This is a genomic window from Tateyamaria sp. 7Alg 36 (assembly GCF_059882455.1).
The window spans coordinates 585,499-610,150 of record NZ_CM187613.1; the positions used below are offsets into that span (position 1 = coordinate 585,499).

The 24,652-nt window shown below is 61.5% G+C and carries 24 protein-coding genes; 10 read left to right on the forward strand and 14 right to left on the reverse strand.

What is annotated here, in order from left to right:
* Window positions 1–170 precede the first annotated feature (170 nt).
* From AC6GQJ_RS02830 to AC6GQJ_RS02865, 8 genes are all read right to left on the reverse strand, one after another.
* Window positions 171–470 carry a DUF4387 family protein gene (locus AC6GQJ_RS02830; RefSeq protein WP_500771571.1) on the reverse strand — a complete coding sequence of 100 codons (300 nt, stop codon included), beginning with the start codon at window positions 468–470 and terminating at the stop codon, window positions 171–173.
* Window positions 454–1,818 (reverse strand): acyclic terpene utilization AtuA family protein, encoded by a 1,365-nt coding sequence (locus tag AC6GQJ_RS02835; RefSeq protein ID WP_500771573.1) that lies wholly within the window; start codon window positions 1,816–1,818, stop codon window positions 454–456. Before AC6GQJ_RS02835 ends, AC6GQJ_RS02830 begins: the two co-directional genes overlap by 17 nt.
* Window positions 1,818–3,350 (reverse strand): tripartite tricarboxylate transporter permease, encoded by a 1,533-nt coding sequence (locus tag AC6GQJ_RS02840; RefSeq protein WP_500771575.1) that lies wholly within the window; start codon window positions 3,348–3,350, stop codon window positions 1,818–1,820. The genes AC6GQJ_RS02835 and AC6GQJ_RS02840 overlap by 1 nt, the downstream gene beginning before the upstream one ends.
* The gene (locus AC6GQJ_RS02845; RefSeq protein ID WP_500771577.1) at window positions 3,350–3,793 is read right to left on the reverse strand and encodes a tripartite tricarboxylate transporter TctB family protein; all 444 of its coding nucleotides are present in this window, start codon (window positions 3,791–3,793) and stop codon (window positions 3,350–3,352) included. The genes AC6GQJ_RS02840 and AC6GQJ_RS02845 overlap by 1 nt, the downstream gene beginning before the upstream one ends.
* Before the next feature lie 16 nt (window positions 3,794–3,809).
* Window positions 3,810–4,772, reverse strand: coding sequence for a Bug family tripartite tricarboxylate transporter substrate binding protein (locus AC6GQJ_RS02850; protein WP_500771579.1), 963 nt, complete (start codon window positions 4,770–4,772; stop codon window positions 3,810–3,812).
* A gap of 180 nt (window positions 4,773–4,952) precedes the next feature.
* Window positions 4,953–6,107: an acetylornithine deacetylase gene (gene argE / locus AC6GQJ_RS02855; RefSeq protein WP_500771581.1), complete on the reverse strand. Its 1,155-nt coding sequence runs from the start codon at window positions 6,105–6,107 to the stop codon at window positions 4,953–4,955.
* A gap of 5 nt (window positions 6,108–6,112) precedes the next feature.
* Window positions 6,113–7,297: a M24 family metallopeptidase gene (locus AC6GQJ_RS02860; RefSeq protein WP_500773785.1), complete on the reverse strand. Its 1,185-nt coding sequence runs from the start codon at window positions 7,295–7,297 to the stop codon at window positions 6,113–6,115.
* A gap of 9 nt (window positions 7,298–7,306) precedes the next feature.
* Window positions 7,307–8,680 (reverse strand): aspartate aminotransferase family protein, encoded by a 1,374-nt coding sequence (locus tag AC6GQJ_RS02865; protein WP_500771583.1) that lies wholly within the window; start codon window positions 8,678–8,680, stop codon window positions 7,307–7,309.
* Between the two features lie 582 nt (window positions 8,681–9,262).
* Here AC6GQJ_RS02865 and AC6GQJ_RS02870 point away from each other — a divergent pair.
* The gene (locus AC6GQJ_RS02870; RefSeq protein WP_500771585.1) at window positions 9,263–11,656 is read left to right on the forward strand and encodes a M10 family metallopeptidase C-terminal domain-containing protein; all 2,394 of its coding nucleotides are present in this window, start codon (window positions 9,263–9,265) and stop codon (window positions 11,654–11,656) included.
* A 116-nt stretch (window positions 11,657–11,772) separates the two neighbouring features.
* Here the strand turns inward: AC6GQJ_RS02870 and AC6GQJ_RS02875 are convergent, their stop codons facing one another.
* The 3 genes from AC6GQJ_RS02875 to AC6GQJ_RS02885 all read right to left on the reverse strand — a co-directional run bounded on the left by AC6GQJ_RS02875 (window position 11,773) and on the right by AC6GQJ_RS02885 (window position 14,275).
* Window positions 11,773–12,057: a hypothetical protein gene (locus AC6GQJ_RS02875; RefSeq protein ID WP_500771587.1), complete on the reverse strand. Its 285-nt coding sequence runs from the start codon at window positions 12,055–12,057 to the stop codon at window positions 11,773–11,775.
* Complete coding sequence (locus tag AC6GQJ_RS02880) at window positions 12,054–13,259, reverse strand: LysM peptidoglycan-binding domain-containing protein (RefSeq protein WP_500771589.1); 1,206 nt, start codon at window positions 13,257–13,259, stop codon at window positions 12,054–12,056. The genes AC6GQJ_RS02875 and AC6GQJ_RS02880 overlap by 4 nt, the downstream gene beginning before the upstream one ends.
* Window positions 13,260–13,345: 86 nt before the next feature.
* A complete protein-coding gene (locus AC6GQJ_RS02885; RefSeq protein WP_500771591.1) occupies window positions 13,346–14,275 on the reverse strand; it encodes an aminotransferase class IV in 930 nt (309 codons plus the stop codon).
* Between AC6GQJ_RS02885 and AC6GQJ_RS02890 the strand changes: the two genes are divergently transcribed.
* The 4 genes from AC6GQJ_RS02890 (at window position 14,274) to AC6GQJ_RS02905 (ending at window position 16,518) form a co-directional block, all read left to right on the forward strand.
* Window positions 14,274–15,323, forward strand: a complete 1,050-nt coding sequence (locus tag AC6GQJ_RS02890; protein WP_500771593.1) for an aldose epimerase family protein — start codon at window positions 14,274–14,276, stop codon at window positions 15,321–15,323. The two genes, AC6GQJ_RS02885 and AC6GQJ_RS02890, sit on opposite strands and share 2 nt — an antisense overlap.
* Window positions 15,324–15,554: 231 nt before the next feature.
* Window positions 15,555–15,890 (forward strand): TfoX/Sxy family protein, encoded by a 336-nt coding sequence (locus AC6GQJ_RS02895; RefSeq protein WP_500771595.1) that lies wholly within the window; start codon window positions 15,555–15,557, stop codon window positions 15,888–15,890.
* A 66-nt stretch (window positions 15,891–15,956) separates the two neighbouring features.
* Window positions 15,957–16,127 carry a YqaE/Pmp3 family membrane protein gene (locus AC6GQJ_RS02900; RefSeq protein ID WP_500771597.1) on the forward strand — a complete coding sequence of 57 codons (171 nt, stop codon included), beginning with the start codon at window positions 15,957–15,959 and terminating at the stop codon, window positions 16,125–16,127.
* Window positions 16,120–16,518 (forward strand): DUF4112 domain-containing protein, encoded by a 399-nt coding sequence (locus tag AC6GQJ_RS02905; RefSeq protein WP_500771599.1) that lies wholly within the window; start codon window positions 16,120–16,122, stop codon window positions 16,516–16,518. Before AC6GQJ_RS02900 ends, AC6GQJ_RS02905 begins: the two co-directional genes overlap by 8 nt.
* A gap of 76 nt (window positions 16,519–16,594) precedes the next feature.
* On the opposite strand, the gene ndk is transcribed toward AC6GQJ_RS02905, so the two are convergent.
* On the reverse strand, window positions 16,595–17,017 hold the full coding sequence (ndk, locus tag AC6GQJ_RS02910; protein WP_500771601.1) for a nucleoside-diphosphate kinase: 423 nt from the start codon (window positions 17,015–17,017) through the stop codon (window positions 16,595–16,597).
* Window positions 17,018–17,145: 128 nt separating this feature from the next.
* On the opposite strand from ndk, the gene AC6GQJ_RS02915 reads away from it, so the two are divergent.
* From AC6GQJ_RS02915 to AC6GQJ_RS02925, 3 genes are all read left to right on the forward strand, one after another.
* Window positions 17,146–18,990 (forward strand): ABC-F family ATP-binding cassette domain-containing protein, encoded by a 1,845-nt coding sequence (locus AC6GQJ_RS02915; RefSeq protein WP_500771603.1) that lies wholly within the window; start codon window positions 17,146–17,148, stop codon window positions 18,988–18,990.
* Window positions 18,991–19,056: 66 nt separating this feature from the next.
* Window positions 19,057–19,680, forward strand: coding sequence for a MarC family protein (locus tag AC6GQJ_RS02920; protein WP_500771605.1), 624 nt, complete (start codon window positions 19,057–19,059; stop codon window positions 19,678–19,680).
* Between the two features lie 30 nt (window positions 19,681–19,710).
* Window positions 19,711–20,292: a retropepsin-like aspartic protease family protein gene (locus AC6GQJ_RS02925; RefSeq protein ID WP_500771607.1), complete on the forward strand. Its 582-nt coding sequence runs from the start codon at window positions 19,711–19,713 to the stop codon at window positions 20,290–20,292.
* Between the two features lie 22 nt (window positions 20,293–20,314).
* Here AC6GQJ_RS02925 and AC6GQJ_RS02930 read toward each other — a convergent pair whose 3' ends face one another.
* Together AC6GQJ_RS02930 and AC6GQJ_RS02935 are read right to left on the reverse strand one after the other, a co-directional pair.
* The gene (locus tag AC6GQJ_RS02930; protein WP_500771609.1) at window positions 20,315–20,770 is read right to left on the reverse strand and encodes a DNA polymerase III subunit chi; all 456 of its coding nucleotides are present in this window, start codon (window positions 20,768–20,770) and stop codon (window positions 20,315–20,317) included.
* Window positions 20,771–22,243: a leucyl aminopeptidase gene (locus tag AC6GQJ_RS02935; protein ID WP_500771611.1), complete on the reverse strand. Its 1,473-nt coding sequence runs from the start codon at window positions 22,241–22,243 to the stop codon at window positions 20,771–20,773.
* A 162-nt stretch (window positions 22,244–22,405) separates the two neighbouring features.
* Between AC6GQJ_RS02935 and lptF the strand changes: the two genes are divergently transcribed.
* Window positions 22,406–23,551 carry an LPS export ABC transporter permease LptF gene (gene lptF / locus AC6GQJ_RS02940; protein ID WP_500771613.1) on the forward strand — a complete coding sequence of 382 codons (1,146 nt, stop codon included), beginning with the start codon at window positions 22,406–22,408 and terminating at the stop codon, window positions 23,549–23,551.
* Window positions 23,548–24,645: an LPS export ABC transporter permease LptG gene (gene lptG / locus AC6GQJ_RS02945; protein WP_500771615.1), complete on the forward strand. Its 1,098-nt coding sequence runs from the start codon at window positions 23,548–23,550 to the stop codon at window positions 24,643–24,645. Before lptF ends, lptG begins: the two co-directional genes overlap by 4 nt.
* Window positions 24,646–24,652: the final 7 nt, after the last annotated feature.

The following is a 24,652-nucleotide window of genomic DNA, read 5'->3' on the forward strand; positions in this document are numbered from 1 at the left end:
ATACCGCGATGGTAGCCACGAAACCTTGTTCTGACTACAGTTTTCACGGCCCCTGCCTGCGCAATCTGCGCAAATGGGCCCGTGACGTCTTGCAATCGGGTTGCGCGCACCGCGTGTGCCGCACGCCAAGGGAGAGTGCGCGCATCAAGCGCCGCGCCACCCCTGTGCCGTCAGATATCCATCTCGGCCACAAGGTTGGCAAAGGACGCGCCGTGCATGTCACGATCTACGCGCGCGCCTTGGATCACGGGGCGCGGCAGGCTGATCTTGACCACATTCAGTGACGGGATATCGAACCGTTTGAGTTCCTGCACATTGGCGTCAAACAGTGCGGCCACCGCCCCCGTCTGCATCCCCGTTGAGATACGTTCGAACGCCGCGTCCGAGCCGCAGAAGATGTCGATGGTCAGCCAGAACGGCCCCGCGTTCTTGGACCGTACCTTGCGCGCGATGCTACCGATCTGTGCCACAGTCGATGACCTCCAGTGAAAATGCGTCCATCGGGTCGGCCAGTTCCATCACGTGGTTCAGCGCAAAGCCGTAAAGCGCGCCGCGTTGCAGTTCGACCGGCGAGAACGGGAAGGCGAATGACGGCTGCTCCTCGTCCGCAGTCAGCGGATGGTGCAGCAGGTAGGGATCAAGGATTTTGGCAATGTCGGAGGCGACCTCCTGACTTTGCGCTGTGACGATCCCCATGGCACCGACCTCTTGCGGGGCGGGTCCGTCGGTTTCCAGATCACCCAGCGTCGCGTTGATCCCGATCAGGCGTACCTCGACATGGAAGTCTTCCGGCGACAGGTTCAGACGATCCGCCGCCTTGGCGCTGCTTTTGGCCTCGACATCGCGCGCCCATTCCTTGGCATGGCGGACATAATGCGGGTCGCGCAAGGTGGACAGCAGCACCGATTGATAACCCTGCACCACCGTCCCCTCTAGTTTCACCGTATACCGTTCTGACGGGACCCAGACCGACCCTTCGACGCGCACGCGGCTGTCATCCAGCGCGGTATAGGTGGCATTGGTCACGTCCAGATGCCCGCCCGGTTCATACAGAATAAAAGGGTCGCTGTTTTCATAGAGCATATGGGCCGACACCGAATGCGGCGTCGCTTTGGCCCCGTCTGCTAGCGGCGTGATCGTGAACCCCGTATCGTCGAAGTCCACCAGAATGACGCCCGATTGCGGGTTCGAAGCGCACAGCGCACCGCATTCCCCGATCTTGGCCCCGTGCCACGCGGCCCCCGCATGGCAACCCCGGGCCAAGGGCAGCGCGGCAATGATGGCTGTGTCGGTGGTGCGCCCCGCCAGAACAATATCCGCACCTGTCTCAAGCGCGGCGTTGATCTGCTCGGCCCCTGCGAGGGCCACGATATTTGTGCATTCGGCAAAGGTATCACCCGAAATCTCGGGCGCGCCCGCAAGGGGCGTGACGGCGTTCCGGTCATAGGCGGCACGCACCTTGCCCGCGTCCTGTGAACAGCGCAGCACCGCGATTTTCACGGCTTGCCCCAGTTCCTGCGCAATCTCGCGGGTCATGCCAAGCATCCAGTCCACCGCACTGTCCGCGCCACAGGTGCCCGAGGTGCCCAGCACCAGCGGCACGCCCGCGGCCGCGCGCGCCTCCATCAACCCGCGCCATTCACGCTTGGTGCTTTCGCGGGCGTATTTGGACACGCCCCGCCCCAGATAGGCAGGGCCGCTGTCGGTCGATCCGCCGTCGATTGCGATGATGTCCGGCTTGGCCGCGATGCCGCGTTCCAGCGCCACCTTGTCATAGTTCAGACCCAAAGCGCCCGACGGGACCAGTACACGTACCATCAGTCGGTGATCCGCTGCGGCTTGGTCAGTACCTTGCGCAAGAAGATCGGCGCAAAGAACCCCGCCACCGCCGCGATCAACAGGCCAAGAGCGATATAGGACACTTCGTCAGGGCTGGTGGGACGAGTATAGATCAGCCCCCACGCGTTGCCGTCCGACAGCACCATCGCATCGCGCAACTGCTTTTCCATCTGATGGCCCAGCAGGATGCCAAGGATCACCGGCACGGTCGGGATGTCGAGCTTGCGCAGCACATAGCCAAGCACCCCGAACCCGACCACCAGCAGCAGGTCGAAATAGCTGCCCGTCAAGGAATAGATGCCCACAAAGCTGACCATAGTGACACCGGGCAACAGGATCGCAGGTGGCACTTGCAGCACTTTGACGAAGACCTTGACCATCGGCACGTTCATGATCAGCAGCACAAAGTTCGCGATCAGAAGTGCTGCGATCAGCCCCCAGACCACATCGGGGCGGTCGGTGAACAGCGTCGGCCCCGGAGTGATGTTGAGCGTGACCAGCACCGCCAGCAGCACCGCCGTGGTCCCAGACCCCGGCACACCCAGCGTCAGCATCGGCACCAGCGCGCCCCCTGCGGCGGCGTTATTGCCTGCCTCGGGCGCGGCGACGCCTTTGGGCACGCCTGTGCCGAACTTGCCTTTCTCTCCGGCGATGGATTTTTCCATCATATAGGTCATGAAACTGCCAAGGGACGCGCCCGCACCGGGCAGCACACCCGCAAAGAACCCGACAAGCGAAGACCGCAGCATCGTCCACTTGGTGGCCCAGATGTCAGCCCAAGGCACGCGCACCTTGTCGATCTTCACCCCTGCCGCCGAGGTCGAGCCATGGCTTTCGATGAAGAAGAAAATCTCGGACACGGCGAACAGGCCCACGATGGCCACAAGGAAATCGATCCCGTCATAGAGGTGCAGGTTGCCCCCCGTCATCCGCGGCAGGCCCGAGTTCGGGTCCAGCCCGATCATCGCGATCATCAACCCAATGCAAGAGGCCAGCGCCGCCTTGGCCTGATTGTTCGACGAAATTCCGCCCAAGGTGGCAAAGGCCAGCAGGTAAAGGGCAAAATACTCCCCCGGGCCGAATTGATAGGCAACGCGGCTAAGCAATGGCGCCAGCAGCATCAGACCGATGGTGGCCAGCAGCGCGCCGACAAAGGACGCAACGCCCGAAATCACCAGCGCATCCCCTGCCCGTCCGGCCTTGGCCATGGGATAGCCGTCGAGCGTGGTCATCAAAGCAGGCTCGTCCCCCGGAATGTTCAGCAGGATCGAACTGATCCGCCCGCCATACATCGCCCCGTAGTAGATCGAGGTCAGCAGAACGAGGGCCGACACCGCATCCAGCCCCATGGAAAAGGTGATCGGGATCATAATCGCGACCCCGTTCGATGGCCCCAGACCGGGCAATGCGCCCACGATAGTGCCGATAAAGCAGCCCAGCACCGCCAGCATCAGCGTCCATGGCGACAGCGCGATGGAAAAACCCAAGGCAAGGTTGTCAATCAGTTCCATCAGAACCACCCCTTCGGAAAGGGAACCAGCCCCAGATCAAGAATATAGCGGAACAGCACGAACAGCCCGATGGACAGGCCCAGCCCGCTCAGCACCGCCGCGACGGGGCGTGGTGTGATCTGGTAAGACAGCGCGCCCGCCACAATCGCCGTTGGGATCAGAAACCCGAGCGGTTTGAGCGCATAGGCATAGCCCACGAGCAGCACGATAGAAATCAGGATGGACACGACTGTCCACATCACCGGCCAGTCCGGTTCGTCATCAGGGCGCAGGATCATCACGCAACAGCAGATGATCGCAACCGATGCCACACCTATGGGGAATGCCTTGGACCCGACAGGGTCGGACAGGAAACTGACCTGCACCTGCATGGCGCTCGCGATATACACGAGCGCCACACAGATCATGGCCAGACCGAAAATGCGGTCTGAAAGCCTGTTCATGAACCGACGGCTCCTCTTACTGGATTACGCCGATTTCACGCGACAGCTCCTCGGTCTGGGCGACAACACCGTCGATCCAGCTTTGGAAGTCGTTGCCAACCTTGGTGAACGGGGCAAGGCCGTTGTCCGCCATCGCCTGCTTCCACTCGTCAGAATCCGCGACAGCCTGAAGCTTGTCAGCCCATGCGTTGAATTCCTCATCCGAGATGTCCTTGGGCACATAGAGACCGCGCCAGTTCACCGCGACCACGTCATAGCCTTGCTCTTTCGCGGTCGGGATGTCTTCGAAACCCGGCACGCGTTCTTCGGTCAGGACGGCCAGAACGCGAATGTCACCGGTGGGGATAAAGCCGACGATTTCGGACATGTCGCCAGTCATGGCTTGGGTGAACCCACCGACGGTCTGGGTGATCGCATCTGCGCCACCGTCAACCCCGATATAGCGCACTTTGGTGATGTCCTCGAACCCTGCGGCCTTCAGCACCTGCAAGGGTTTCAGGTGGTCAAACCCGCCCACAGCCGATCCGCCCGCGAAGGCGACCGAGCCCGGATCGGCAAGGATCGCATCCACAAGATCATTCAGGGTCTGGTGCGGGCTGTCTGCCGCCACGACGATCACGCCCGGATCGGCACCGATGGCCCCGACAAAGCGGACCTGATCCGCCTTGGCCCCGCCATAGGCGTTCTGCGCCAGACGCGTGGTGGTCGCCGAAGACGCGGCGACAATCAGGTCGGCATCATCATTGCGTTCGTTTACCACGGTCGAAAAGGCCAGACCGCCGCCCGCACCGGCAAGGTTCGTGACCTGAACAGGGTCTTCCACCTGCCCGATATCATACAGGATCTTGCCGATCTGGCGGCAGGTAAAGTCCCAGCCCCCACCGGGGTTGGCCGGTGCGATGCATTCGGCAGCGCCGGCCATGGAACCGACGCTGAGAAACGCGCCCGTCACGAACGCCTTAGCGAGATTATATGTCATGGAATCCTCCCAGATTTCTTTTGGAGCGCTTGGCGCCCGCTTTCGTCCCCGACGCCGTGACGTAGGGTAAAAGTGACACTGGCACGGCTTCGAAATTCGCGCAAGCGTCAGGCGTATGGTTGCCGACGCTAATCGGTGTCAGGGGGGTGGCTGTGGTGGACGGGGCGCGAGCGCGCGCGGCTATTGCGCCAGCTTATGCGCCAGACGCTCCAACATCGTTATGCATTGTCCAAACTGGTCCAGCGACAGGTATTCATCCGCCTTGTGCGCCTGTTCGATTGATCCGGGGCCGCAGATCACCACGTCCATCCCTGCCTTCTGGAAAATCCCCGCCTCGGTCCCGAAAGGCACCACATCGGCCCCGTTCGCGCCCGTCAACTCGGCAACGATCTGGCGCGCCTCGTTTTCGGTGGTGAGGACAAGGCCGTCGACCTCTCCGATCACTTCGGTCTCGATCGTCGCCTCGGGATGCACGGCCTGCATGGCGGGCAGCAGCGTGTCAGCACAGAAACGGTGTAGCCCCTGCTTGACCAATGCCGCATCGCTGGCTTGGACAGGGCGCATTTCCCAATCGACCTGCGCCTTGGGGGCGATCACGTTGTGGGCCGCGCCGCCGGTCAGCGCGCCGACATTTACGGTCGTCCATGGCGGATCAAAGGGGCTGTTGTCGGGCGCGGTGGTGATCAGTTCCTGTTTCAACTCCAGCAGGCGCGCCACATAGCGCACCGCATATTCCACCGCGTTCACGCCGCGATCAGGGTCCGACCCGTGCCCCTCAAGCCCCTGAAACCGCGTAGTATATTCATAGCAGCCCTTGTGCCCCTCGATGATCCGCATCGACGTGGGTTCGCCGATGATCGCCACCTTGGGACGCACGCCCATGTGTTCAAGCGCCTCGGCCAGATGGCCCGCCCCGATGCAGCCGACTTCCTCATCATAGGTAAAGGCGAAATGCAGAGGCCGATCGCGCACCATGTGGGCAAAGGTCGGTGCCATGGCGAGTGTGGCGGCGATGAACCCTTTCATGTCGCAAGTGCCGCGCCCGTATAGCCGCCCGTCCCGTTCGACCATGGAAAACGGGTCGCTGGACCACTCCTGATCCGTGACCGGCACCACATCGGAATGGCCCGACAGCATGATCCCGCCATCGACCCGCGGCCCCAGCGTGGCAAACAGGTTCGCCTTGGTCCCCGTCGGATCGGCAAGCACATCCACATGCGCGCCCGCCCGTTCAAGCGTGCGCGCAATATAGGTGATCATGTCGAGGTTGCTGTCGCTGGACACGGTGGGAAACCCCACCAGATCGGACAGGATATCGACGGCAAAGCGGTCCACGCGCCCTAGCCCTTAGTGAACATCTGGCGCGGCACGGTGCACAGCGGTTCCGCCGCGCCATCCTGTCGGATCAGAATGGTCTCGGTCGTCTCAAGACCCCATGTGTCCATCCAAAGCGCGGGCATAAAGTGGAACACCATACCGGGTTCCAGCACGGTCGTATCCTCGGTTCGGATCGACGCGCTACGTTCGCCCCAGTCAGGCGGATAGCTCAGGCCGATAGGATAGCCCATGCGCCCTGTCCGTTCGATCCCGTGCTTGCCCATCACCGCCATAAAGGCACGCGCGATGTCGCCCGTGGTGTTGCCCGCGCGCGCGGCCTCAAGCCCTGCCTCGATCCCTTCGATCTGCGCGGCCTCGGTGCGGCGCATCTGGTCCGATGGCGTGCCAAGGAACACGGTCCGGCACAATGGCGCGTGATAGCGGCGGTAACAGCCCGAGAGTTCGAAAAACGTCGCCTCGCCCGTCTGCATCGGCGCGCCGTTCCACGTCAGATGCGCCGCCGTGGCGTCCAGCCCCGAGGGGGTCAGCGGCACAATCGCCGGATAATCGCCCCAATCGTCGTCAATGCCGGTGATGCCCGCATGCATGATGTCGGCCACCAGATCGTTCTTGCGCACGCCGGGTGCGGCGCGGTCGATTGCAAGGGTGATCACCTTGTCCGAAATCCGCGCCGCCTTGCGGATGAAGGCGAGTTCGGCGTCCGATTTCACCAGCCGTTGCCAGTTCACCATAGCGGTCGCATCGACCAGCGTGGCGTCGGGCAGTTCGGTGCTTAGAACGCTGTGGGCTTTGGCGGAGTAATAGTAATTCTCCATCTCGACCCCGATGCGGGCGCGGTCAAGACCACGGGCGCGCATCTGTGCGCCCAGATCCTGCATCGGGTGGCGTTCGGTCGACTGCACATAGTGATCGCCATAACCGATGATTTCGTCATGCCCCATCCAGCAGGTGCGCCGCCCGCCGAACATGTCCATATGGCGCCCCCACCAGACCGGATCGCAGTCATGGGTGACGATCACGCCTTGATGCACATAGAAGGACCAGCCGTCATAGCCGGTGAGCCACGCCATGTTGGACGGGTCGGTAACAAACAGCGCGTCCAGCCCCGCCAGCGCCATGGCGGCACGGGTCTTGGCCAGACGGCGGGCATATTCGGACGGCTCGAAGGCGGTGTGCACGGGCGCCATCATCACCCCCTACCCCAGAACGGCGCGCACGGCGCGCTCGGTTGCGGCGACGACATGATCGGCCTCTTCGCGGCTCAGGCAGAAGGGCGGCGCAAAGCCGATGATATCGCCCTGCGGCATGGCGCGCGCGATCACACTATCCTGTTCCAGCATCTTGGCAACAATCTGCGGACCGACCTTTTTGCCTGCATCAAAGAAGCTGCGGCTGTCCTTGTCCGCGACCAGTTCCACCGCGCAGAGCATCCCCTCGCCGCGCACATCGCCCACATGGGGGTGATCGGCCAGTGCGGCGCGCATGGTTTCGTTCAGATAGGCGCCGGTGCTGCCCGCCGCCTCGACCAGTCCCAGACTGTCGATCAGCGCAAGGTTCGCCACCCCCGCCGCCGCCCCGATGGGATGCGCCGAATAGGTCCAGCCGTGGCCGATAGGGCCGTTTTCGTCCGTACCGCGTTCCAGCACCGACCACATGCGGTCCGACACGATCGACCCCGACAGCGGCGCATAGGCTGATGTCAGCCCCTTGGCGATGGTAATCAGGTCAGGCTTCATCCCGTAGTGTTCGGACCCGAACATCGTGCCCAGACGGCCAAATCCGGTCACCACCTCATCCGCGACCAGCAGGATATCGTGACGATCCAGCACCGCCTGAATCGCGGGCCAGTAGCCTGCGGGTGGCGGCACGATGCCGCCAGTGCCAAGGACAGGCTCGCCAATAAAGGCGGCGATGGTGTCGGCCCCTTCGCGGGCAATCATCGCCTCAAGCTCGGCCACGCAATGATCGACAAACTGCGCCTCGCTTTGCCCCAGATCGGCGCGGCGGAAATAATCGGGCGCAACCGTGTGCAACACCTGTTCCAGCGGTAGATCGAATTTCTTGTGGAACAGTTCCAGCCCCGTGAGCGAGCCCGTCATCAGGCCCGACCCGTGATAACCGCGCCAGCGCGAAATGATCTTCTTCTTCTCGGGGCGGCCAAGGATATTGTTGTAATACCAGATCAGTTTGACGTTGGTTTCGTTCGCATCCGACCCCGACAGGCCGAAATAGACCTTGGACATGTGATCGGGCGCGCGGTCCATCACCATCTTGGCCAACGTGATCGACGCTTCGGTGCCGTGGCCCACATAGGCGTGGTAATAGGCCAGTTCGCGCGCCTGATCGGCTATCGCATCCGCGATTTCGGACCGCCCATAGCCCACGTTCACACAGTACAGCCCCGCAAACGCATCCAGCATCCGGTTGCCGTCGCGATCCTCGATATGGCAGCCCGATGCCCCCGTCACCACCCGCTGGGCGACGTTGCCACGGGCGAATTCGGCCAGATGGGTCGAGGCGTGAAAGAAGTTGTCGCGATCCCACTGTTCCAGTTGGTCATTATGCAGCATGTGATACCTGTTTTCCGGTTTCGGGCGGCGCGCCGCCTCAGTTAAGACAGGAACGAAGCCGGATGCACGCGCTGCCCTGTGTCGGGCGGTCTCGGGGCGGCCAAGCCTCGTTCACCCAGACAGCAGCGCGCAATGCCTTTATTGTCAGGGACGCCGCCATCGAAACGCCGGACGCGGCGGAATGCAATAGAAATATGTCGATTGGTTGCATCGCGTGCGTCGCGCGCCGCAGACTTGGGCAGGGCCGCCGCGGTACATCTTTGTGAATGCGTCGTGAACAGCGCACGTTTGTGGCGACCGGCGGAATGCCAATTCAACTCGCTCGCGTATTTCCGCCCGCGCCGAATCTATACCATTCCGTATGTTTTCACGGATATGCACGCCTTATTGGCGCGGAACCGGAAACAATTTGTACCGAAGGCCCGCATTTATACTGAAAATCGCCTCCTTATTGCTGATTTATTCGCGCCCAACTTTTGACATATTGCCAAGCCGGAAAAGTTCCATAACAATCTCGTGATAATTCGATCTTCCCATCGCTAAGCGCATCTGCCGCGCCTGAAATTCATTACGAGGTCACATATGCCTGCTGCCAATTCACCCGTCCTATCAATCACTTGGGGCACCTCCGTCACAGACCCTAACATCTCTGTCTATTTCGCGCAGGATGGAGAAACAGTCGGAGAATACACGTCTGAAGGCGCTTCCGCCTACGAGATTGCGCAATTTCAAGCTGTCTATGACGCAATTGCTGCCGTTGCGAACCTGAACTTTACCATCACGCAGGATGCAAACGCCGATTTCCTCGTCGCGATTGACGATGACGAATTGCTCGGATCGCTTGACGGGAAAATGGGCCCTCCCGGAGAGGACAACGAAGGCGAAGCAATCTTTGACGGGCATGACATCGTGCGCGGTCCCGGTGGGGCGCTGGATGCGGGTGGCTATGACTTTATGGTTGTGGTGCACGAAACCCTGCACGGTCTTGGCCTGTCCCACCCCCACGATGATGGCGGCGGGTCGCCGATCATGGATGGTGTCGACGATGCCTTTGGCGATTACGGGACGTTCAACCTGAACCAAGGCGTCTTTACGGCGATGACCTATAACAACGGGTATTTCACCGGCACGGACGGCAGCCAGCCTGATGACAATCTGATCTTCGGCTACGAAATGGGGCCGATGGCGCTGGATATCGCGGTGCTACAGGCAGCCTATGGTGCCAACACCACGACAGCGACAGGCGACAACATCTATGCCCTGCCCGACCAGAACGACTCCGGCACCGGCTGGACCTCGATCTGGGATGCGGGTGGCGAGGACACGCTGCTTTATGAAGGCACGTCCGAAGTGGTTCTCGACCTGCGCGCGGCGACGCTGCAATACGAGGAAGGCGGCGGCGGATTTGTCTCCGCAGCCTACGGCATCGCGGGCGGCTATACGATTGCCAATGGCGTCGTGATCGAAAACGCCACGGCTGGCGCGGGGGATGACACCCTGACAGGCAACGACGCGGCCAACACGCTGACGGCAGCGGACGGGGCCGATACGCTGTCCGGTGGCGCGGGCGATGATACGCTGAACGGCGGCGCGGGCGACGACCTGATGAACGGGGGCGCAGGCAGCGACAGCTTTGCCTCGATGCCCGGTGACGGCGATGACGTGATCGAGGATTTCGATCCCTTCATGGACGTGCTAGTGTTCGACGGCTTTGATACGTCCCAAAGCCAAGGCAACCCGTCCAACATTCAGGAATTCCTTGCGGCAAACGCCGAGGTGGACGGTACAGACCTTATCATCACCCTTGGTGCGGGGCATTCGGTGCGCCTGATCGACGTCATCAACGAGGAAGATCCCGAAGGATCAATCGCCACCATCGCCGAAGCGATCACCGGTCTGGAATTCGAAGACCAAGGCACGCCCAGCGAGGAACCGACCGAGGGCGACGACCTGCTGTTCGGTACGGACGGCGATGACCGCATCGACGCGCTTGGCGGCAACGACACCGTCAATGGCGCAGGTGGCGAGGATACGCTGCTGGGCAGCGACGGCGACGATGTTCTGAACGGCGGCGATGATAATGACGAACTGATCGGCAAGAACGGCGCGGATACGCTCGACGGCGGCTTTGGTAATGACGAAGTGAACGGCGGCAACGACGATGACCTTGTCAACGGCGGTCAGGGCAATGACCGGATGTCCGGAGGCAAGGGCAACGATGTGCTGAACGGTGGCGCGGGTCGCGACGATGTTGCGGGCGACGCGGGCGACGACACCCTGTTCGGTGATGATGGCAATGACACGCTGAAGGGCGACGCTGGCAATGATGTTCTGAACGGTGGCGCTGGCCGTGACCGTATCCTTGGCGGGAAAGACGACGACGAAGCGAATGGCGGCACCGGCAATGACAAGCTTTTTGGCAATGACGGCAACGACCTGCTGCGCGGCGACGCTGGCAACGACAAGGCCTATGGCGGTATCGGTGACGACAGCCTTGAAGGGGGCAGCGGTAATGACCAGTTGTTCGGCGGAGATGGCCATGACGAGCTGAACGGCGACGACGGCAACGACAAGCTCTATGGCGCGGATGGCGACGACATGCTGATCGGCGGCAATGGCAACGACCTGCTGGTCGGCGGGGCCGGTGCGGATACGCTGATCGGTGGCGCGGGTAATGATGCGATGGCTGGCGGCGACGATGCGGACCTGTTCGTGATCGGCGACGAAGAGGGCCACGACAGGATCTACGACTTCGCCTATGGCGAAGATCTTATCAACCTGACCGAAGTCCAGTTCGGCACCGAACCCGACCAGATGTCGCGCGCCGACTTCCTGTCGGAAAACGCGTCGATCGACGGTTCCGACCTCTACCTCGACCTCGGGGATGGCCGGTCGATCCGCATCCTTGATGTCGTGGACGAAGAGGAAATCGGCGAAGACGTCGAGGATTACGAAGACGTGTTTGCCTTCATGTAAGCGTAAGCATCTTTCTCTGAGACGAAAAATGCCAAGTCGCGGTGCGGCTTGGCATTTTTGTTTTTGACAGCGCGCAAATGGGTGAAGAAATCGCCGTAACCCGTTGATAAGGCGCCCTACCCTTTTTCGGATGCGCCCTGCAATTCGTCAAAGGCGCGCGCGACAGCGGCAGCATGTTGCGCACCCGCCTTTAGGCGCAGGCCAAGCCAGACCGCAAAGATCAGCCAGACCACCAGCGCCAGCCATGCAAGGTTCAGCACAATCGCGGCCAGCGCAATCATGCCAGCGCCAAGGGCGTATTGAATGCCAAGGCGGCGCTGGCGGGCCAGATCGGCCCCCGCACCTGTACGATAGCGCGCGATCAGCGCAACGGTTTCGGGGCTTAACTCTTTGTCCGTCATTTGATCATCATCAATCCGCGTTGTGCCATCATTCCTGCGGCGGCAAATGACACCGGATCGTCGGCAATACCAGCGCCAAGCGTCACGATGTCCTCGCCGATTGTCACCACGATCAGCGCCCCCGCCGCGACGATCAGTGCGCCACCAGCCAAGGCGCGGCCATTTTCCGCAAACCAGTCAAAAACCACGTCCGTGACCGGCACCGGCTTGGGCTGTACTTTGGGTTTGTCGGGGATCACCTGCACCTCGATATCAAGGCCCACGCTACCCTCATAGATGATGCCCTTGTTCTTGAACTTCACCGCTTTGGGCGCGAGCGTCAGCTTGGGGTTCAACGTACGACCGAAACTGATCTTGCTGGACCAGGTGGTGCCCGTCACATTGCTGCTGATGGAGATTGAATCAAAGCTCAACCCTTTGAGCTTGAACGAGGTCTGGAACGGCTTTGCCCCGTTGGCGATCTCAGTCTCGTAAGTGCGCAGGTTGAAAGACGCGGGAATGACACCGGGTTTCTGGGCCTTCAGCGCCCCTTTTAGCGTCGTGGTAATGATCACCGTCATGCCGGGTTGGCGGTAGGTCGTCGTCTGGCTTTTGCTTTTCTCTAGATCAATTTCGACAATGGGCGTCGCCACGGGGCGGGCCCGTTTCTGTGCCGGTTTCGGGGCCGGTTTGGGTTTCTGGATGATGACGGGCTGCACGCACCTGGCGGGCACCACGTCGATCACCGGCAGGTTCAGCGGTACACCGGCAAGAATGAAATTGCCCTTGCTGGCGACGGCGGATTTGTTCGCCTTTTCAATCTCCGTCCAGTAATAGCCCGACCCGTAGGTGCGTTCGGCAATATCCCAAAGCGTATCACCCGATTGCACGAGGTAGCTCATCCCGCCACGTTTGACTAAGGGATAGACAACCGTCGCCGTCACCGAGGCAATCCAGCTTGCGCCGACCATTTTATAGCTCGGCTTTATCGTGACATTCAGACCCGCATATTGCTTGGCGATACGCTTTTTCTCTTTGGCGAGAACGGCGTCGAAAATCGCCATAACGGGTTTGGGTGGTGTGCGGCTGCTTGCATTCGTCGCCGCGTCGGCTTTCTTTTGAATATCTTTGGCTTGAAGAGCCTTGTTAATACTTTTTGCAATCTCGGTGGCGAAAAGCTGTTCTTCTTTTTTCATTTGAGAGGAAAGCGGATTGGCTGCCATATCGAACGACCTTTGGGGAAAATATCAAATACCAGTAGCCACACCCTATCCGTGCATCGCGTTTTGCATCAACCCATTTATGTCAACTATTGTGACATAAGCATATCTGTACCGATCAGCGCTTTGTATAGTTCGCGTAGACGGTGGAATACGGGGCCTGCCTCGCCATTGCCGATTGTGCGTCCGTCGATTTCGAAAACAGGTGTTTGCGCCCCGAAAGTACCGGTCAGAAACGCCTCCTCCGCGCTGTAGGTATCGACAAGTGAATAGTTCCTCTCAAACACCGGAATGCCGTTGTCGCGGCACAGGTCGATCACCTTTTGCCGCGTGATCCCGTTCATGCAGTAGTCCCCCTTCGAGGTCCAAACCGCGCCCTTTTTCACGATAAAGAAGTTGCAGGCGTTGGTGGTGTTCACAAAGCCGAACGGGTCCAGCATCAGCGCCTCGTCCGCGCCTGCGCGGATCGCGTGGTTCAGCGCGATGATGCAGTTCAGTTTGGAATGCGAGTTCAGCTTGGCATCCTGCGTCAGCGGCAGGCCGCGATGGTGCGGCACCGTGTGCAGGCGGATGCCACGGGTGATCACGCTGTCATCTGGTTTGGAATGTTCCGCGATGATGACGACGGTCGATCCGAACAGTGATAGATGCGGGTGCTGAAATGGTTTGGATTTGCGCCCGCGTGTGACCATCAGGCGGATGTGTACATCCGTCGTCATTTCATTTGCGTCCAGCGTGTCCTGCACCGCCTGTTTAAGCGCGGCGCGGTCCATGCCGATGTCGATCTCGGTATAGGCGGCAGCCTCGAACAGCCGGTCAAGGTGATCGTCGAAAAAGGCGATGTGGCCGTCATACAGACGCAAGCCCTCCCAGATACCGTCACCAAGCATGAAGCCGCTGTCATAGACAGACACAACCGCCTGATCACGCGGGACAATCCTGCCATCGACATAGATCAGGATGCTGTCGTTGCGCGTGTCTGCTGCGGCGTCGTGGGTGGAAATATGGGCGTCTTGCATGCGGCTCTCCTCGTTTGCGGGCATCAAGGGGCGTGCGGGCATTGGCGTCAAGGGCAAAGGCGGGCGGCGATCCGTGCCGCCGCGTCTGGTCATTCCGCGCATTCCCTGCAAAAACTGCGCCATGACTGATCACATCACGCTGACCTCACCCGATTTGCAGGCCACCTTTGCCGCCCATGGCGCACGGCTTGAAACCTTGTCCTATCGCGACGGGCCATCGCTGGTGGTGCATGCCGACCCTGTGGCGCATCCGCAGTGGCGCGAGGTCTATCCCGGTGCGATTGTCGGCCCCATTGCCAACCGCGTGGGGCGCGGAGCGTTCACGCTGAATGGCGAACGCTACCGGATGCCCTGTAACGAGGATGGCGTGACCGCCCTGCATAGCGGCCCTGACGGGCTGGACCAGCATGTTTGGGAGGTGACGGAGCAGACCGAAACCGCCGTCACTTTCCGCACCACGCTGGCCGATGGCGATGGCGGACTGCCCGCCAACCGCGTGATCGAGGTGTCCTATCGCCTTTACGGGGCCACCCTGTCCCTCGACATCCACGCGACCAGTGACGCGCCGACCCCGATCAACATCGCGCACCACCCCTATTGGCGGCTGGGCGATGCAAGCCAGCACAAGCTGTGGGTCGCCGCCGATCACTACTTGCCCGTCGATGCGCGCAACATCCCGACCGGAGAGATTGCGCCATTAGATAACACTGCCTTTGACCACCGCACAGCGCGCCCGCTTGATCCTGTGATCGACCACAACCTGTGCCTGTCGGACGCCCCGCGCCCCGCACCGGTCCACATCGCCACGCTCAGCGGTGCCGACGGACTCTCTTTGCGGATCGATTCCGCTGAAGCGGGCCTGCAAGTCTATGCCGGTGCGCACCTGCCGGCGATCGCAGGCACCGACATCGCGCCCTTCGCGGGTATTGCACTTGAGCCACAGGGCTACCCCGATGCGGTCAATCATGGCGCGTTTCCGGCCATAATCTGCTCACCCGAGCGGCCCTATGACCAAAAAACGCGATACCACATTGACCGCGCCACATAATTGACACAAACGCGCCCCGCGCTCGGCATGAAATTATGGTGGGCTGCTACAGTCGTCGAAATCGGCGGCCATAGAAACCTTACAAAGGCGCGACGCCATGTCTGTACAGACCCGCACTCCTGTGAACGCACAACAGCCCCCAAAACAGCCCGAGCCGAAGCCCGTCTTTACGGACTACGCCAGCATCTGATCGCGGGTGACAGCGCGGCGCGCACGGCCTAATCTGCGGCCATGGGCACCCCTGTTTCAACGATCCGCAATCTTGGCCCCGCGATGGACGCCGCCTGTGCAAAGGCGGGCATTCCGGACGCCGAAACGCTGCGCGCCCTCGGGGCGGACGCAGCCTATGCCAAGTTGCTGGAAACCGGCCAGCGCCCCCATTTCATCGGCTACTATGTTCTGGTCATGGGCCTTCAGGGCCGCCCGTGGAACGACTGCAAGGGCGAAGAGAAGAAAGCCCTGCGTGCACGCTTTGATGCGCTGAAGGCGGGGCATTTCGACAGCGGCCTGTCCGACTTCGAACGCACCCTTGACGAGATAGGCGTGATCACCCGCCCGAACAAATAACGGAACCTTTCGCCGCGCCCTCTGGTTGACCCTGCAACATCAACCAGTATTGAAAGGACCACCCCCATGGACCTCATCCGCATTATCCTCGCCGTGATCCTGCCCCCACTGGGCGTTTTTCTTCAGGTCGGTCTGGGCAAGCATTTCTGGCTGAACATCCTGCTGACGCTGCTGGGCTATATCCCAGGCATCGTGCACGCCGTCTGGATCATCGCACGCACACCCGAGCATGCATAACACCGAAACTCCCCTCCACACTGCCGCGCGACTGGACCGTTTGGACCGGATCGCGCGGCGCATGGACCGCGCCATTCGCCTGCCCATCATCGGCGTGCGCATGGGGTGGGACAGCATCCTCGGCCTGATCCCCGGTGTCGGGGATGCACTTACACTGGCCCCTGCGGGCTATATTATCCTTGAAGGGCACCGCCTTGGCGCGCCAACCCATGTCACGGCACGTATGGTGGCGAATGTCGGGATCGACGCGGTGATCGGCACGATCCCATTGATCGGTGATCTGTTTGACATCGGCTGGAAGGCGAACATGCGTAATGTAAACCTGCTGCGCACCCATTTCGAGAAAGTACCGCAGCCACCGCTGCGAAGCGTGAACCACCCCGCCGAATAACGCACCATCTCAAAACGAAAAACGGCGCCCCCTTTCGGAAGCGCCGCCTTTTTCATGTCGCGTGGTCAGGGGTGGATTAACCCACCAGCTCCAGACCCGAGAAGAAATACGCGATTTCTTCGGCCGCTGTTTCAGGCGCGTCAGAACCGTGAACCGAGTTTTCGCCAACGGATTCGGCGAATTCGGCGCGGATTGTGCCAGGTGCGGCGTCGCTTGGGTTGGTTGCACCCATGACTTCGCGGTTTTTCGCGATGGCGCCTTCGCCTTCCAGAACCTGCGCAACGATTGGCGCGGACGCCATGAATTCGCACAGTTCGTCATAGAATGGACGCTCGGCGTGGACGGCATAGAATGCGCCCGCTTGTGCTTTGGTCAGGTGGATGCGTTTTTGCGCGACGATGCGCAGGCCGGCTTCTTCGAACTTGGCGTTGATCGCGCCAGTCAGGTTGCGGCGTGTTGCATCGGGTTTGATGATGGAAAATGTGCGCTCAAGGGCCATGGGATCACTCCTGTCAGGCGGATGGCCACTGGGCCACCGGGGTTCAAATCGCGCACCGCCTAGCATGGGCGATGGCGCTTGGAAAGGCGTGATTGACCGCACGGCCCAACTGCGGCATGAGCAGGCGCATGTTACGCATCTCCGATATCTCATATGCCGTGGCGGGCCGCCCGCTGTTCGAAGGCGCAAGCGCCGTCATCCCCGAGGGCCACAAGGTCGGCCTTGTCGGGCGCAACGGCACGGGCAAGACCACGCTGTTTCGCCTGATCCGCGGCGAGTTGGCGCTTGAGGGCGGGGATATCTCCCTGCCGTCCGGCGCGCGGATCGGTGGCGTCGCCCAAGAGGTACCTGCCTCGGCCACATCGCTGATCGACACGGTTCTGGCTGCCGATACCGAACGCGCCGAACTGCTGGCCGACACCAGCGATGACCCTGCCCGCATCGCGGAAATCCAGACCCGCCTTGCCGATATCGACGCATGGAGCGCCGAAGCCCGCGCCGCCACCATCCTCAAGGGGCTGGGGTTCGACGACGAGGAACAGTTGAAACCCTGCTCGGACTTCTCGGGCGGCTGGCGGATGCGTGTGGCGCTGGCGGCGGTGCTGTTTGCGCAGCCCGACCTGTTACTGCTGGATGAACCGACCAACTACCTCGACCTCGAAGGGGCGCTGTGGCTGGAAAGCTATATCGCGAAATACCCCCATACGGTTCTGATCATCAGCCACGACCGTGGGCTACTCAACCGCTCGGTCGGCGCGATCCTGCACCTCGAAGACCGCATGCTGACCTATTATTCCGGCCCCTATGACCAGTTCGCCCGCCAGCGCGCCGAACGGCTCGCCAACGCGGCGGCACAGGCCAAGAAACAGGACGCCCGCCGCGCCCACCTGCAATCCTATGTGGACCGCTTCCGCTACAAGGCCGACAAGGCCCGTCAGGCGCAATCGCGGCTCAAGGCGCTGTCCAAGATGACGCCGATCACCACCCCGCAAGAGGCAGGGCTGAAACGGTTCGACTTTCCCAATCCCGAAGAACTCTCGCCCCCGATCATCCATCTGGACGGTGCGAGCACGGGCTATGGCGACACCACGGTGCTGTCCAAGCTGAACCTGCGGATTGATCAGGACGACCGCATCGCGCTGCTGGGCAAGAACGGTCAGGGCAAATCCACCCTGTCGAAATTCCTGTCCGACCGCCTGCCCGCCATGTCGGGCAAGTTCACCAAATCCAGCAAGCTGCGCATCGGCTACTTCGCGCAGCATCAGGTGGACGAATTGTTCATCGACGAAACCCCGCTGGACCACCTGCGCCGCGAACGCCCCAGCGAAGGCCCCGCCCGCTGGCGCGCCCGCCTATCGGGCTTTGGCCTGATGGCGGATCAGGCCGAAACCGTTGTGGGCAAACTCTCGGGCGGGCAAAAGGCGCGGCTGTCGCTGCTGCTGGCCACGCTGGATGCGCCGCACATGCTGATCCTTGACGAGCCGACCAACCACCTCGACATCGAAAGTCGCGAGGCGCTGGTCGAGGCGCTGACCGCCTATACCGGCGCGGTGATCCTTGTCTCCCACGACATGCACCTGCTGGAACTGGTGGCGGACCGTCTGTGGCTGGTGTCCAACGGCACCGTCAAACCGTTCGAGGACGATCTTGAGGCCTATCGCAAGCTGCTGCTGTCCGATGGCAAGCCCCCGCGCGAGGCCAAGGCCAAGCCGAAACCCAAGCGCCTGTCGCGCGATGCGGTGCTCGCGCTCAAGTCCGAAGTCCGCAAATCCGAGGCACGGGTGGAAAAGCTGAACGATATGCGCGACAAACTCGCCAAGAAGCTTGCCGATCCCGACCTCTACGAAGGGGCTAAAGTCGGCGAAATGGAAGTCTGGCAAAAGAAATACGCCGAAGTGATGGATGCACTGGAACGTGCCGAAACCCTTTGGATGAAAGACCTCGAAAAGCTGGAAACAGCCGAAGCGGGCTAAACTTCTTTTGGCCCTAAATACTGCGGGGAGTTTGAGGGGCAGCGCCCCTCATCAACAGGAATTACTATGTTAGACACCGCCTTTCTGATCACCGCCTTTGTCACCATGTTCGTGGTGATCGACCCGATCGGCCTTGCGCCCCTGTTTGTGGCCCTGACCCAAGGAATGCCCGAAACGCTGCGGCGCAAGATCGCGCTCAGGGCCTGTATCACCGGCATGGCCATCCTGATCGCCTTTGCGCTTTTCGGTGAGGCAGTGCTTGGCTTTATCGGTATCTCTATGCCTGCTTTCCGCGTGGCGGGTGGCATCCTGTTGTTCCTCACCGCCCTCGACATGCTGTTCGAACGCCGCTCCAAACGGCGCGAGGATAAAAGCGAGGAAGACGAGCATGACGATCCGTCCATTTTCCCGCTGGCAATCCCGTTGATCGCGGGGCCTGGCGCGATTGCGTCGGTCATCCTGCTCACCGGCCAGAAACCCGGTGTTGAAGGGCTGGCGCTGGTGCTGGCGATCACTGCTCTTGTGCTAGGCGTGTGCTTTTTGCTGTTCCTTGCCTCGGGCATGCTCGAACGCGCTTTGGGCAAGACCGGCATCACGGTCGTTTCGCGTCTGCTCGGTATGCTGCTGGCCGCGCTGTCGGTGCAGTTTGTTCTGGACGGGTTGCGCGCTTTTGCGGGTACGATGGGCTGACGTGGCGCGCGGCGCACCTATATTAGCTTCATGAACAGCGATTTTTACGCCCAGCTAATCTATCTCGGCCTGCTTGGCCTCGTGCTAGGCGGGGCCTTTCTGCTGTCTTCAAAACTGAAGCTCGGGCAAAGCCTGCAAATGGCGTCAATCTGGGCGCTGATATTTGTGGGGGCCATCGCCGTCGTGGGCCTGTGGGGCGACATTCGCGACGATGTCTTTGCAAGCCAGACGCAGGTTGATGATACGGGCAAAATCACCATCCCGCGCAGCCGTGATGGCCATTATCATCTGACGCTCGACATCAACGACGCGCCGATCCACTTCATCGTGGACACCGGTGCCACGGATATCGTGCTGAACAAATCGGACGCGGAAACCGTCGGTCTGGGGCCGGGTGATCTGGTGTATCTGGGCCGCGCCAGCACCGCCAACGGCGAAGTGCGCACCGCCCGCGTGCGCCTTGATACGGTGCGCATCGGCCCGCATACGGACACAAACGTGCCCGCGGTGGTAAATGACGGCGATTTACACCAGTCACTTCTGGGCATGGGGTACTTGCAAAACTGGGGCCGGATTGAGATTTTCGGCAATACAATGACGCTCAGCCGCTAGGCGTTCTGCCAATAAAGCGCGCTCAGGTCTCGGCCTTCTTTTCCCACCGCCCGCTTTCCTCGGACCAGTATTGCGCTGACGCGCCTGCGTCTTTCAGTGCCTTCCACTGGCCCCGCGCCACGCTCAGCGCGTCGCGGTCGTCGCCGTCAAACAGGATGCAGACCCGATCCAGTTGCGCCACTTCCTGCGCGCTGACCTCGGCACCGTCCACGCTCATCACGCAAGTGGCGCCGTTGGTGGCGGCACCGGTGGTCAGCAGAACGGGCTGGTCAGCGTCCATCGGACCGCCTGCCAGCCCGTGCGGCAGGAACCCGTCCTCGGGCCCCAGCCACAGCCGTTCATCCAGCCACGCCAGACGCCCCGGATCGCGCCCGCGCACGGCGACGCGCCAACCGGCACCGATGGCCTTGCCCAACAGCATGGCCAGCGTTTCCTCCATCGGTCGCCGCGTCAGGTGGTAGAAATAGGCAGCCCCCATTTACGCGCTTTCATACCCGTCCGCGACCAGCCGGTTCAGCGCCATAACGCCCCAGCCCGTCGCGCCCGCAGGGGCCAGCGCCGTGGCGGATTTGACCGAAGCGACACCGGCAATATCAAGGTGGATCCACGGCGTTTCCGGTTTCACGAACCGTTGCAGGAACTGCGCTGCCGTCACCGACCCCGCCGCGCGCCCACCGATGTTTTTCATATCGGCAATGCGCGACTTCAGCAGATCGTCATAGGCCTGCCCCAGCGGCATGCGCCACGCGCCCTCGGCCTCGGTTTCTGCCGCTTTCAGGAAGGCATTGCAGAAGGTGTCGTCATTGGAAAACACGCCCGCATTTTCATGGCCCAGACCGATGATGATCGCGCCGGTCAAAGTCGCCAGATCGACCATGCCCGCAGGTTTGAACCGTTCCTGTGCGTACCACATCACGTCACACAGAACGAGGCGGCCTTCGGCGTCGGTGTTGATGACTTCGACCGTGTCGCCCTTCATGGACTTGATCACGTCACCAGGGCGCACCGCGTTGCCCGAGGGCATGTTTTCGACCAGCCCGACCAGCCCGACCACATTTGCCTTGGCCTTGCGCATGGCCAGTGCGCGCATGGTGCCTGCGACCACGCCCGCGCCGCCCATGTCCATGGTCATGTCTTCCATGCCCGCACCGGGTTTAAGGCTGATACCGCCCGTATCGAACACGACGCCCTTGCCCACCAGCGCCAGTGGCGCGGCATCCGCCTCGCCACCTTTCCAGTGCATCACGACAACTTTGCTGGGACTGTCGGACCCCTGCCCGACGCAGAGCAATGTGCGCATGCCCAACTCTTCAAGCTGGGCTTCCTCCAGCACTTCGACCTCAAGGCCCAAGGCTTCCATCTCGACCAGACGGTCGGCAAATTCGGTGGTGGTCAGCACGTTGGCGGGTTCATTGACCAGATCGCGGGTCATGAAAGTGCCCGACGCGACGGCCATCAACGGTGCGGCCTCTGCCTCGGCCTCGTCAGGTTTGGCGCACATTACGCTGACAGCTGTGTCCGAGGTTTTAGCGTCGCTTTTGTGGGCGCTGAAATCATAGTCGCGCATGACGAGGCCAAAGGCGATATCGGCCACGCGTTTTGTCGTATCCGCCGCCAGCAGCAGCGCCTTGCCGTCGCGCAGCTTGGCCAGTGCGGCCCCCGCCTTGCGCGCCTCGGCCACCGAGGGGTTGCGCGGCAGGCACAGGATATCCAGCGCCTCGGCCGCGAGGCCCGCAGGCCATGCCACGGTGATGGCCTGCCCCATTTTCACCGATCCAAACCCGTCGCTATTGATAAAGCGTTCGACCGCGCCTTTTGTCAGGCGGTTGGCGCGGCGCGCAGCCAGCCCCATCTTGCCGTCCGGCGCCACGATGATGGCCACGCGGCCCGTGTGGTCCGCCAAGGCATCGGGATCGTTTTGCACAAAGGTTACGGGCGTCAGGTCGGTCATGGGATGCTCCTGCAATTGAAATCGCACAACAGGTAACGCGCAATAGATGCACTGACCAGCGTCCGAAGACGCGTTTTGCAGTTTTCCCGCCCCGTCCCTTGCGGTAGCTTGGCCAAAAGGTGTCGACCCGCAGCGCTTGCACCGCGGCACACGGAGGGGACTTTGGTCAGATTCGACCGGTATATGTTGTCGCAACTGATGTGGCTGTTTGGCTTCTTTGCCCTTGTTCTGGTGGCGGTCTTCTGGATCAACCGGGCGGTGCAGCTGTTTGATCGGCTGATCGGGGACGGACAGACCGCCCTTGTTTTCCTTGAGTTTTCGGTGCTGGGCCTGCCACGGCTGATCACGACTGTATTGCCAATCGCGACATTTGCCGCCGCTGTCTATGTCACCAACCGCCTGAACAGCGAAAGCGAGTTGACCGTGATGATGGCCACTGGCACCTCGCCATGGCGGCTGGCGCGCCCTGTGGCGGTGTTCGGCCTGATCTCGGCCCTGCTGATGTCGCTGCTGTCGCACGTGCTGGTTCCTGCGGCGACAATGGAACTGGCCGAGCGTGAGGCCGAGATTTCCAAAAATATTACATCGCGCCTGCTGACCGAGGGCGAGTTCCTGAGCCCCGGTGCGGGCGTCACATTCTATACCCGCACCATCGGGCAAGACGGCGTGTTGCGCGATGTGTTCCTGTCGGACCGCCGCGCCGCGGACGAGCGGATGATCTACACTGCGGACGAGGCCTATATGGTGCGCAACGGCGATGTGACCTCGCTCATCATGGTGGACGGTTTGGTGCAGCGCTTGACCAATGCCGATATGCGCCTGTCCACGGCCAAGTTTCAGGACTTTTCTTTCGATATCACCACGCTGGTCGAAAGCGATGGGCCTCTTGCCCCGCGTCTGTCCTACCTTACCAGTCTCTGGCTTGTGTCGGACTGGACGGGCACGGCCACGCTGACCGGCACGTCACGCGGGGCGGTCGCCGAAGAGGTGCATGACCGCTTTGCCCGCGCGGCTTTCTGTTTTGTCACAGCGCTGATCGGCTTTTCGACCCTGCTGGTGGGCGGGTTCTCTCGCTTTGGTGCGCGGCGCGAGATGGTGATCGCTTTCCTCGTGCTCATCGCGCTTGACGGCATGCGCAGCAGCCTCAGCGGCCCTGTCACCGCCAATGCACAGATGTGGCCGATCATGTATGTGCCGTCATTGCTGGGCGGGCTGATCACCTGCGCACTGCTGGCGCGCGCTTCGGGCAAGCTGCGCTTCGGTGCCGCACTGGCACGCTGGCGCGGCACGGACGGGAGGTCGGCATGATCCTGCATTTCTATTACGCGCGCCGTTTTGCCCTGTCGCTGCTCGTGATTGCGGGAGTTCTGTGTGCGTTGATCGTTCTGGTCGACCTGATCGACCAGACGCGCAAATTCTCGGATTTCGGGGTCAGCCTTGCACAACGCCTTGGTCTAACGCTGCTGAACGTGCCGGAAACGCTAAACCAAGTGCTGCCGCTGATTGTCATTCTGGGCACGGTCAGCCTGTTTATCTCGCTGGCACGCTCCTCAGAACTGGTGGTGACGCGGGCGGCGGGACGGTCGGCGATGCGCGCACTGGTGGCCCCTGTGGGGGTGGCGCTGGTGCTGGGCCTTTTTGCCACGACCATGCTGGGACCGATCGTGGCGGCAACCTCCAAACGCTATGCGGTGCTGGCCGATGGCTATCGCTCGGGCGGGATTTCGGCGCTTTCGGTGTCAGAGGACGGTCTGTGGTTGCGCCAAGGGGGCGAGCGGGGGCAAACGGTGATCCGCGCCGCACGCTCGAATGCGGATGCCTCGGTGCTTTATGATGTAACCTTTGTCGCCTATGCACGCGACGGCGGTCCTGCCCGCCGGATCGAGGCTGCGAGTGCCGCCCTGCAGGATGGCGCGTGGTTGTTGCGCGATGCCAAGGTCTGGCCGCTGGTCGCGGGCCTCAACCCCGAGGCAAGTGCCGCCCGCCATGACGAATTGCAACTCGAATCGACCCTGACCCTTGATCGCATCCGTGAAAGCCTTGGCACCCCCACGGGCGTGTCGATCTGGGATATGCCCGATTTCATAGCGCAACTGGAACAGGCGGGGTTCTCATCCCGCAAGCATCAGGTGTGGATGCAGGCGCAATTGGCACGTCCTTTGTTCCTGATGGCCATGGTTCTGGTTGCCGCTGCGTTCACGATGCGCCATACCCGCTTCGGGGGGACTGGCACCGCTGTGCTGGCCGCGGTGTTGCTGGGGTTCACGTTGTACTTCATTCGCAGTTTTGCACAGATCTTGGGTGAAAACGGGCAGATTCCCGTTCTTCTGTCCGCATGGGCGGCGCCTGTTGCGTCCATCCTACTGGGGCTGGGCCTACTGCTGAGGGCCGAAGATGGGTAAGGGTTTC